Raw genomic sequence first — 8,865 nt, 5'->3', positions numbered from 1 at the left:
TTTAATTAAATTTGTTTGTTCTTGGGAAGCCAGTCGGCGGCAAACGTCCTGCACTTGCCCTACGTCCATGCCAATCAATTATTTCATTACGTGTCCATGTACGCCCTGACGTATCACACCAGGTTAGCCCCTCTCCTTTTTCCAAACCATTTTTAAAGGTTTTGATATCGGATAGACCGCCGTCTCTATATTTTTGGAGAATAACCCCCCGACCTCTTGCCATTTCTGGTAGCTCTTCAAGTTTGAAGACCAGCAGCTTCCTGTTCTCGCCAATGACGGCCACCATGTCATCATGCTCACCAATTTGATAACAGATGAAAGCACTTGCCCCATCGGCCACATTTAGAACTTGTTTGCCCGTCCGTGTTTGGGCAATGACATCGCTTTCATTTATCTGGAACCCCCTACCATCTGTGGAAGCCAGTAACAGTTTTTGCCCTGGGCGATAAACAAGAATATCGACAATATCCTGATCATTTGGTAGATCGAGAATAAGGCTTAGAGGTTCACCAAAACCACGGCCACCTGGCAGTTTGTCGGCACCTAAAGTGTAGAAACGTCCGTTAGTCGCAAAAACAAGGAGCTTGTCAGTTGTTTGTGCAAGTATAGAGAAACGGCCAGTATCGCCCTCTTTGTATTTGGCATCACTTGTATCGTCTTGATGACCTTTTAGCGCGCGGATCCACCCCTTTTCAGAGCAAAGGATCGTCAGGGGTTCTTTCTCTATCACAGCTTCAAGCGGCACAATAACATCCGTTGGCGCGTCCGTAACTTCTGTTCGACGTTTGCCAAGTTCTGTTTTCTGACCATAGGCCTTACGCAAGTCTTTGATTTGATTGCCAACGATTTCCCATCGGCGCTCTTCACGGGCTAAAATATCTTCCAGATCAGCTTTTTCAGCCGTCAGATCATCATGTTCGCCCTTAATGGCAATTTCTTCAAGCTTTCTCAAGGCACGCAAACGCATGTTGAGAATTGCCTCAGCTTGCACCTCAGAAAGTGAGAAGCGTTTTATAAGGGCTTGTTTCGGCTTATCTTCTTCTCGGATGATTTTGATAACTTCATCCAGATTAAGGTAGGCAATCAAATAACCTTCGAGAATTTCAAGGCGGTTCGCAATTTTACCCAGACGGTAATTACTTGCCCTGACAAGAATGACATGTCGATGATCCAAGAATGCCTGTAAGACTTCACGCAAATTCATAACGCGTGGAACCTGATCTGCATCCAGAACGTTCATATTTAAACTTGCCCGACTTTCCAGTTCAGTCAGCTTAAACAGAGATTCCATCAAGACAACAGGATCAACATTACGGCTTTTGGGTTCAAGAACAACACGAATATCTTCAGCGGACTCATCGCGAACATCATTGAGCAAAAAGAGTTTTTTATTGTTAATAAGCTCAGCAATCTTCTCGATAAGTTTGGACTTTTGAACCTGAAACGGGATTTCGGTGATGATGATCTGATATTGTCCAGCTTTGAGGTCTTCGGTTTCCCATTTAGCCCTAACCCGGAAAGACCCACGACCCGTACTGTAGGCTTGTAGAACGGCATCGCGTCCTTCAACCATAACACCACCCGTGGGGAAATCTGGCCCGGGTATAAAATCTATAAGTTTATCAAACCCAACATTTGGGGTCTTGATCATATAGAGAAGCGCGTCACATATTTCGCCAACATTATGTGGGGGGATAGATGTTGCCATACCCACGGCAATCCCCTGTGCCCCATTTGCTAACAGATTGGGAAAAGCAGACGGTAAAATACAGGGTTCATCAGATTCACCGTCGTATGTCGGACGCATATCAACAGTATCTTGATCAATGTCCTTAAGAAGCTCACCGGCAATAGCAGTCAGACGGGCTTCTGTATACCGCATTGCCGCGGCATTATCCCCGTCAATATTACCAAAGTTACCCTGACCATCAATGAGGGGAAATCTAAGTGAAAATTCCTGCGCCAATCTGACAAGCGCGTCATAGATCGATTGGTCACCATGGGGGTGGAATTTACCCATGACATCCCCTACAACACGGGCTGACTTTTTAAAACCTGATCCGGGATCAAGTTTTAGTTGTCGCATGGCATAGAGAAGACGTCGATGGACAGGCTTCAAACCATCGCGAACGTCCGGCAAAGATCTGGACATGATAGTTGATAGTGCATAACTGAGATAACGGTCAGAAAGTGCATCAACGAAACGAATATCCCGAATTTCCTGGGATGGAACTCTATTTGAAGAACTGCTCATATACCCCTCACAAACTCTTCTGTCATTTTACCCAACAGTTCCATCGAAGCAACTTGTTTGAATGAATAAGGGGCTGTTAAGAAAAAGAAATCATCAATTAACGGGAAAAGGAAGTAAACTTAAACAATAACTAAGCTATAAAAAATTTTCAACTAGACGATCACGCACTGACGGTAGTGATTTATCATGGGGATGAAACAGGTGACGTTCTAAGAAATGACCTGCAATTTCGAGCCCTTGAGAAATTTCAGTCGTCCCGCCGCCGCCTTGCCCAAGCAAAAATAATGGTAGCGGAAAAAGCTTATCTTTGTATGGCTCTCCTGCTGCTAAAGATACCGCTCGGCCAGATTTAGGACTGATGTAAGCAAGCTGATCATTATTACCGCCACCCGCACAAGCAGTAAGGTCAATACCAAACCCCAATGCAGATAGTTGAGCCAGTTCCCAACGAACGTAAATCTCGCCCCAAAAATCACTTTCGAGATGCTCTAAAAGAACGAGAAAACCTTCATAAAAGGATGAATTTTCCTCGCGTTCAGGAACTGCTTGCTCGCAGATTGCGGCAGCAGATAACAAAGCAGCAAGACGCCCAGGCTCATCAAAAAGACGACCTGAAATATTATCCAGAACTTCGCCATCATAATGTCCTAAATGTTCAGCTAAACGCCCACCCCACCGAACATGCAGGCGGTTTCCCGGCTCATATGTTGAGCGTTTTTTGATACTTTGCCCGCCCCTTACCAAGCCAGCATGGCGTCCGTGCTGACGGGTTAAGACCTGTGCAACCAGATCATTTTCACCAAAGGGCCGCGCAGAAAGAAGTATCCCCTCGTCTTCCCAATGTATCATCACCCAACTTTCAAAGAACAACAGGTGAACATTGTAATCATTTTCAAATCAGAGATCTAGAAAAGAGTACAGTGAACAATAAAAAAATCTTGTTAGATTTTAACTGTTAAAATCCAACCCCATTTCCCGATATCTTTCCGGGTCATCGGCCCACTTTTCACGCACCTTTACATAAAGAAAGAGATGTACTTTTCGCTCTATTGTCTCTTGTAAATCATGTTGGGACTTGGACCGGATCAACTTTATTGTTCGACCGCCCTTGCCCAGACACATTGCTTTATGTTGTTCACGTTGAACATAAATTGTCTGGGATATCTTGACGCTACCATCGTCAAATTCTTCCCAATTCTCGGTTTCGACCGTCAAATTATAAGGAAGTTCATCATGAAGGTTCAAGAACAGTTTTTCGCGTGTAATTTCTGCGGCAATAGATCTCATGGGGTGATCTGACAGTTGATCCTCTGGGTATAGCCACATGCCTTCGGGTACAATACCAGCCAAATGATCCATTAGGTCGTTTACGCCATCACCTTCTTGCGCAGAAATCATGAATATTTCCGAGAAAACACCCATGGCCATAAACTCTTGCGCCAAAGCCAATAGTTTTTCCGGCCTTATGGAATCAATTTTGTTCAGCGCCAAAATTGCTTTACGTTCCTGCTTCTCCAGCCCGGCGATAATAGCGCGTGTATCTTCGCCAATTTTCTTTTTAGAGGCATCGTGCAGAACAACCACAATTTCTGCATCCCCTGCGCCCTGCCAAGCTGATGATACCATGGCACGCTCCAAGCGTTTTTTCGGTGCAAATATGCCAGGTGTATCAACAAAAATAAGTTGCGCATTTTTGTGCATCGCGATTCCGCGAATTTGTGACCGTGTGGTTTGGACTTTGTGGGTCACAATAGAGACTTTTCCGCCGACCATCCGGTTCATCAGGGTAGATTTTCCGGCATTAGGGGCCCCGATAAGCGCGATAAATCCACAGCTCATATCAGGGGGTAAGTCAGAGCCAAGTGTATCTTTCACTTCGGAAGGGGGTTCTTGATTGTTACTCATTATGAGATGCCATTTTCACTGATAAGTCGTAGTAGTTCATTTGCCGCTTCCTGCTCGCCTTTGCGTTTGGAATTACCTTGCTTAATAACAGGATCAAGACCTTTGACGGAAACTTGGATATTAAAAAGAGGCGCATGAGGTGGCCCTGAACGAGAAATTTCCTGATAGGTTGGAAGCGGCAACCCACGGCCTTGAGCCCATTCCTGAAGGGTTGATTTTGCATCTTGTGGCGGGGAAAGATCCTGATTTAAAAGTGGTTTCCAGTTCTTTTCAATAAAGCTCTGGGCCGCTGCATATCCCTCGTCTAGATACAGAGCACCGATTAAAGCCTCACAAACATCCGCCTGAAGGGCCGGATTTTCCCGTTCACCACTTTCTTCTTCGCCTTTTGCCAAGACAATCAACTTATCAAAACCAAGCTTTTGTGCAACAAGCGCGAGGGCTTCTCTACGAACCAATGCGGTAAAGCGTTTTGCCAAAGAGCCTTCGCTTTCCTTTGGAAAACTCCGCAAAAGCATATCTGCAATAACAAGCCCCAGAACTCGGTCCCCCAGGAACTCTAATCGTTCATAGCTATCAGCGACGATCAAATGACGCCCACAAGCACTCGGATGTGTCAGGGCTTGTTTGACTAAATTTGGTCGATTAAAGTTATGCCCTAGTCTATCCGTTACCACAGCAAGATTACGGATAAAGGTTTCCTCAATTGATGCCATTAAAAATGCGTCCAAATCTGATCATTGAGGGCCATTTCCAAACTTCCCACCAATCGCCGTAATCTTCGCCACCATCATCACCGCGGTGTGAGAAGAATAGCATGTCTGCCCGGCCAATAAGGTTTTCATATGGTACAGGGCCAACCTCATTTAATACTCGGCTATCCGTACTATTGTCACGATTATCCCCCATAAAGAAATAATATCCATTTGGTACAAGGTAAGGCCCAAAGTTATCTAAATACCCCGTATCGCTTTTCTCCCAAATTAAATGCTTTACACCATTGGGTAACGTTTCTTCATATTCATAAGCTTTAAGAGGAATTCCATCGCGACCGTCGCCAATTCTGACAAGCTTTCGTGGAACAACTTCATCATTAATATAGAGTTGTCCCTGTTTCACTTGAATTGTGTCACCGGGCAGACCAATAAGGCGTTTAATAAAATCAATATTGACGTTTGTTGGCTTCCGAAAAACGATGACATCGCCTCGCTCGGGCTCACTGCCAAGAATGCGGCCTTCGAAACTATCACCAAATATTTTTGCACCAAAGGGGAAGGAATACTTACTGACGCCGTAGGAAAATTTAGAAACAAAAAGATAGTCACCGATTAAGAGCGTCGGTTTCATTGAGCTTGAAGGAATATTGAAAGGTTCAAACAAAAAAGTTCGTACCGTCAAAGCGATTAACAGTGCGTAAACAACTGTTTTGACAACACCTTCGTCTTCTTTTGTTTTTTCCACGTCTTCTGACCCAGTCGTCATTTGTTAATTCCATTATTACTTCGGTAAAATAAGTACTTTACCTAATTATTTAACTATGCCCCGATTTAACGATGCGCCGGAATAGCAGAGATAATTACAAAAGCCTGCGCATGAGGATAATCGTCAGATATAGTCACATGTAGTTGTGCTGTCATCCCCTGTGGGACAATATTATTTAAATGTTCACGTGCCACGCCAGTGAGTTCAAGTGCTGGCTGACCTCTGGAATTGTTCGTAACACCAATATCGGTAAAGAGCACGCCCTGTCGCCACAAACCTGTACCAAGAGCTTTTGCACAAGCTTCTTTTACTGCAAAACGTTTTGCATAGGTCGCTGCGGGATCTGGCCGAGATGCCGCCCTCTTCTTTTCTACATCGGTAAAAATCCGATTAACAAACCGATCCCCATATTTATCGAGAGATTTTTCAATCCGCCTAATATCTACAAGATCATTTCCAATGCCCAATATCATCGTGACCCCAAGGCTTCAGTGATACGATACGAAGAAAGGCAGGTCAATTTCGGGCTCTCTCAACTGAATTCACGACAGACATAGCCCGAAGCGCAGCCGTAATATCAGCAAGATGTTTAACATCCGTTACTTCGACGTCGATCATCATTTCAAAGAAATCCATAGAACGATGAACGATCTTTAAGTTGCTGATATTCCCTTGATTTTTTCCAATAACAACGGATAGACCACCAAGGCAACCGGGTTCATTGGCAACAATCAGTTTAAGTCGGGCCGTGTGTTGCGGGCCTTCAACCTCCATGGAATCCCAAGAAACATCAATCCATCTTTCTGGTGTGTCTTGATAATTGACCAGATTATCACAATCAATTGTATGGATTGTAACGCCTTTGCCCGTCGTAACGATTCCAACTATGCGATCGCCGGGTAGAGGATGACAGCAACGGGCATAATGTACGGCCATTCCCGGAATAAGTCCCTTGATGGGGAGGCCATTGTCTTTGGCGCCTGATGTCTTTTGCTTCTTACGCTGTGATCCCGGGCTTGGTGATTTCGGCAGAACACGAGCGCCGGGATAAACCGCAACCAGGACTTCTCGGGCAGAGTGATGTCCTTGCCCGACACTGACATAAAGATCTTCGGATTGATCCATATGGAACTTGCCAAGAATGCCTTCAATGCCCTTTTCCGTAAACTCGTAACCTTCTTGCCGGAAGACCTTTTGAACCATTTGATGGCCGAGAGAACTGTACTGATCACGTTCCTGAAGTCTTATGTATCGACGGATACAGGCTTTGGCCTTACCTGAAACAACAAACTTTTCCCAATCCGGTGATGGTTTCTGGTTCTTGGATGTTAAAATCTGAACTTGATCACCATTATGCAAGATGGATCTGAAAGGTACCATACGGCCGTTAACCTTGGCCCCTACACAGGTATTCCCAACCTCGGTATGTACGGCATAGGCAAAATCAATCGGGGTTGAACCACTCGGTAGGGAAAGCAGCGCCCCTTTCGGCGTAAAGCAGAAAACTTGATCCTGAAACATTTCCATTTTGGTATGTTCCAGGAACTCCTCTGGATTTGATGCGTGATCCAAAATATCCAGAAGTTCACGAAGCCAGCGGTATTGACGCCCCTCCATGTGTTCGCCGCCCTGCTTGTAAGACCAGTGAGCTGCGACACCCATTTCCGCAATATCATGCATTTCTGCCGTGCGGATCTGTATTTCAATTTTGTGTTTTTCAGGCCCAATCACACAGGTATGGATCGACTTGTAACCGTTGGGTTTGGGCGTTGATATGTAATCTTTAAAACGGCCAGGAACAACGGGGTAACTACCGTGGATGACCCCCAAAGCCTGATAGCAGTTAGCCATATCTTTAACGATAAGACGGAATGCCATGATATCTGAAAGCTGTTCAAAGGTGACAGCTTTGCGCTGCATCTTCTTCCAAATAGAATAAGGTGCTTTGAGGCGACCAAAAACTTCACCCTCAATTCCCTGAGCTTTAATTACCTTGTTAAGCTCATCAATGATCTTTTTGGCAAGATTATCATCATCCTCACCTTTGAGGAAATCCAAACGCTTAACGATAGATTCACGCGCTTCAGGGTTAAGTTCAGCAAAAGAAAGATCTTCTAGTTTATCTTTAAATCTATGCATACCGATACGCTCGGCCAAGGGGGCATAGATATCCATAGTTTCACGGGCGATACGGCGGCGTTTTTCTTCTTTTTTGATGTATTTAAGCGTTTGCATATTATGCAAACGGTCCGCCAGTTTTACCAATAACACCCTGATGTCATCAGACATGGCCAGAACAAGCTTGCGAAAGTTCTCGGCGTATTTACTTTCTTCGGATTGTAGCTCTAGTCGGGTAAGCTTTGTGACCCCATCAACGAGTCTGGCAATGTGGGCGCCAAAAGCCTTTTCAACAGTTTCCAGACTGGCTTCGGTGTCTTCGACAACATCGTGCAACAAGGCTGTGATAATGGAATTATGATCCAGCTTTAGATCTGTAAGGATACCCGCGACCTCGACCGGGTGCGAAAAGTACGGATCTCCTGATGCCCGTTTTTGCGACCCATGATATTTGGTCGCAAAAACGTATGCTCTGTTTATAGCATCTTCATCTGCGTCATGATCATAAGACTTAACGCGCTCAACCAACTCAAACTGACGGATCATGGTGGATCAAACAGCCCTTATACAAAAATATAGCCTTCCAGAAAATGATACGCCTTGAAAAGGCGTAGGCCAAGCTCTGGAAGGCTATATTCTTAGAATTATTTGCTAAACCGAGTTTAGTTACTCAGAATCTTTAGCCAATTCGGTTGGTGTATCTTCAACAGACATACCATCAGCGTTTGCAAACTGTTCGCCAGCATCGGCAGCGATAAGGGCTTCGGGGCCAATCGCATCAAACTCAGGCTCATCTTCATCAACTTCAGAAAATGCTGCTTGTTTTTGAAGACCTTGAACCAAAGAAGCCTTCACAGCATCAAGGCTGATAGTCTCTTCAGCGATTTCGCGAAGAGAAACAACGGCGTTTTTATCGTTATCCCGCTCTACAGTAAGTGGAGCGCCAGATACGATTTCCCGTGCGCGCTGGGCTGAAAGCATAACAAGTTCAAAGCGATTAGGAACTTTTTCTACACAATCTTCGACGGTAACGCGTGCCATAGATGATAACTCCAGTAGTCGTAGTTAACCCTTCAACAGGGTATTGAATCGGTGCAATATATGAA

The 8,865-nt window shown here is 44.9% G+C and carries 8 protein-coding genes; all 8 read right to left on the bottom strand.

The window, feature by feature from the left end:
* Window position 1: 1 nt before the first annotated feature.
* Window positions 2-2,254 (bottom strand): DNA topoisomerase IV subunit A, encoded by a 2,253-nt coding sequence (gene parC, locus Q0241_RS04440; RefSeq protein WP_299373737.1) that lies wholly within the window; start codon window positions 2,252-2,254, stop codon window positions 2-4.
* 135 nt (window positions 2,255-2,389) lie between these two features.
* On the bottom strand, window positions 2,390-3,103 hold the full coding sequence (gene recO / locus Q0241_RS04435; protein WP_299373734.1) for a DNA repair protein RecO: 714 nt from the start codon (window positions 3,101-3,103) through the stop codon (window positions 2,390-2,392).
* A gap of 99 nt (window positions 3,104-3,202) precedes the next feature.
* Window positions 3,203-4,093 carry a GTPase Era gene (gene era, locus Q0241_RS04430; protein WP_299373740.1) on the bottom strand — a complete coding sequence of 297 codons (891 nt, stop codon included), beginning with the start codon at window positions 4,091-4,093 and terminating at the stop codon, window positions 3,203-3,205.
* Window positions 4,094-4,158: 65 nt separating this feature from the next.
* A complete protein-coding gene (rnc, locus tag Q0241_RS04425) occupies window positions 4,159-4,875 on the bottom strand; it encodes a ribonuclease III (protein ID WP_299373732.1) in 717 nt (238 codons plus the stop codon).
* Complete coding sequence (lepB, locus tag Q0241_RS04420; protein ID WP_299373730.1) at window positions 4,862-5,641, bottom strand: signal peptidase I; 780 nt, start codon at window positions 5,639-5,641, stop codon at window positions 4,862-4,864. The genes rnc and lepB overlap by 14 nt, the downstream gene beginning before the upstream one ends.
* Window positions 5,642-5,706: 65 nt before the next feature.
* The gene (gene acpS / locus Q0241_RS04415; RefSeq protein ID WP_299373728.1) at window positions 5,707-6,114 is read right to left on the bottom strand and encodes a holo-ACP synthase; all 408 of its coding nucleotides are present in this window, start codon (window positions 6,112-6,114) and stop codon (window positions 5,707-5,709) included.
* Between the two features lie 43 nt (window positions 6,115-6,157).
* Entirely contained in the window at window positions 6,158-8,305 is a 2,148-nt protein-coding gene (locus Q0241_RS04410; RefSeq protein ID WP_299373727.1) for a bifunctional (p)ppGpp synthetase/guanosine-3',5'-bis(diphosphate) 3'-pyrophosphohydrolase, read from the bottom strand.
* A gap of 120 nt (window positions 8,306-8,425) precedes the next feature.
* A complete protein-coding gene (rpoZ, locus tag Q0241_RS04405) occupies window positions 8,426-8,800 on the bottom strand; it encodes a DNA-directed RNA polymerase subunit omega (RefSeq protein ID WP_299373725.1) in 375 nt (124 codons plus the stop codon).
* Window positions 8,801-8,865: the final 65 nt, after the last annotated feature.

It is taken from the genome of uncultured Kiloniella sp. (assembly GCF_937128705.1).
GTDB lineage: Bacteria > Pseudomonadota > Alphaproteobacteria > Kiloniellales > Kiloniellaceae > Kiloniella.
This window is presented reverse-complemented; position numbering and strand designations above follow the sequence as displayed.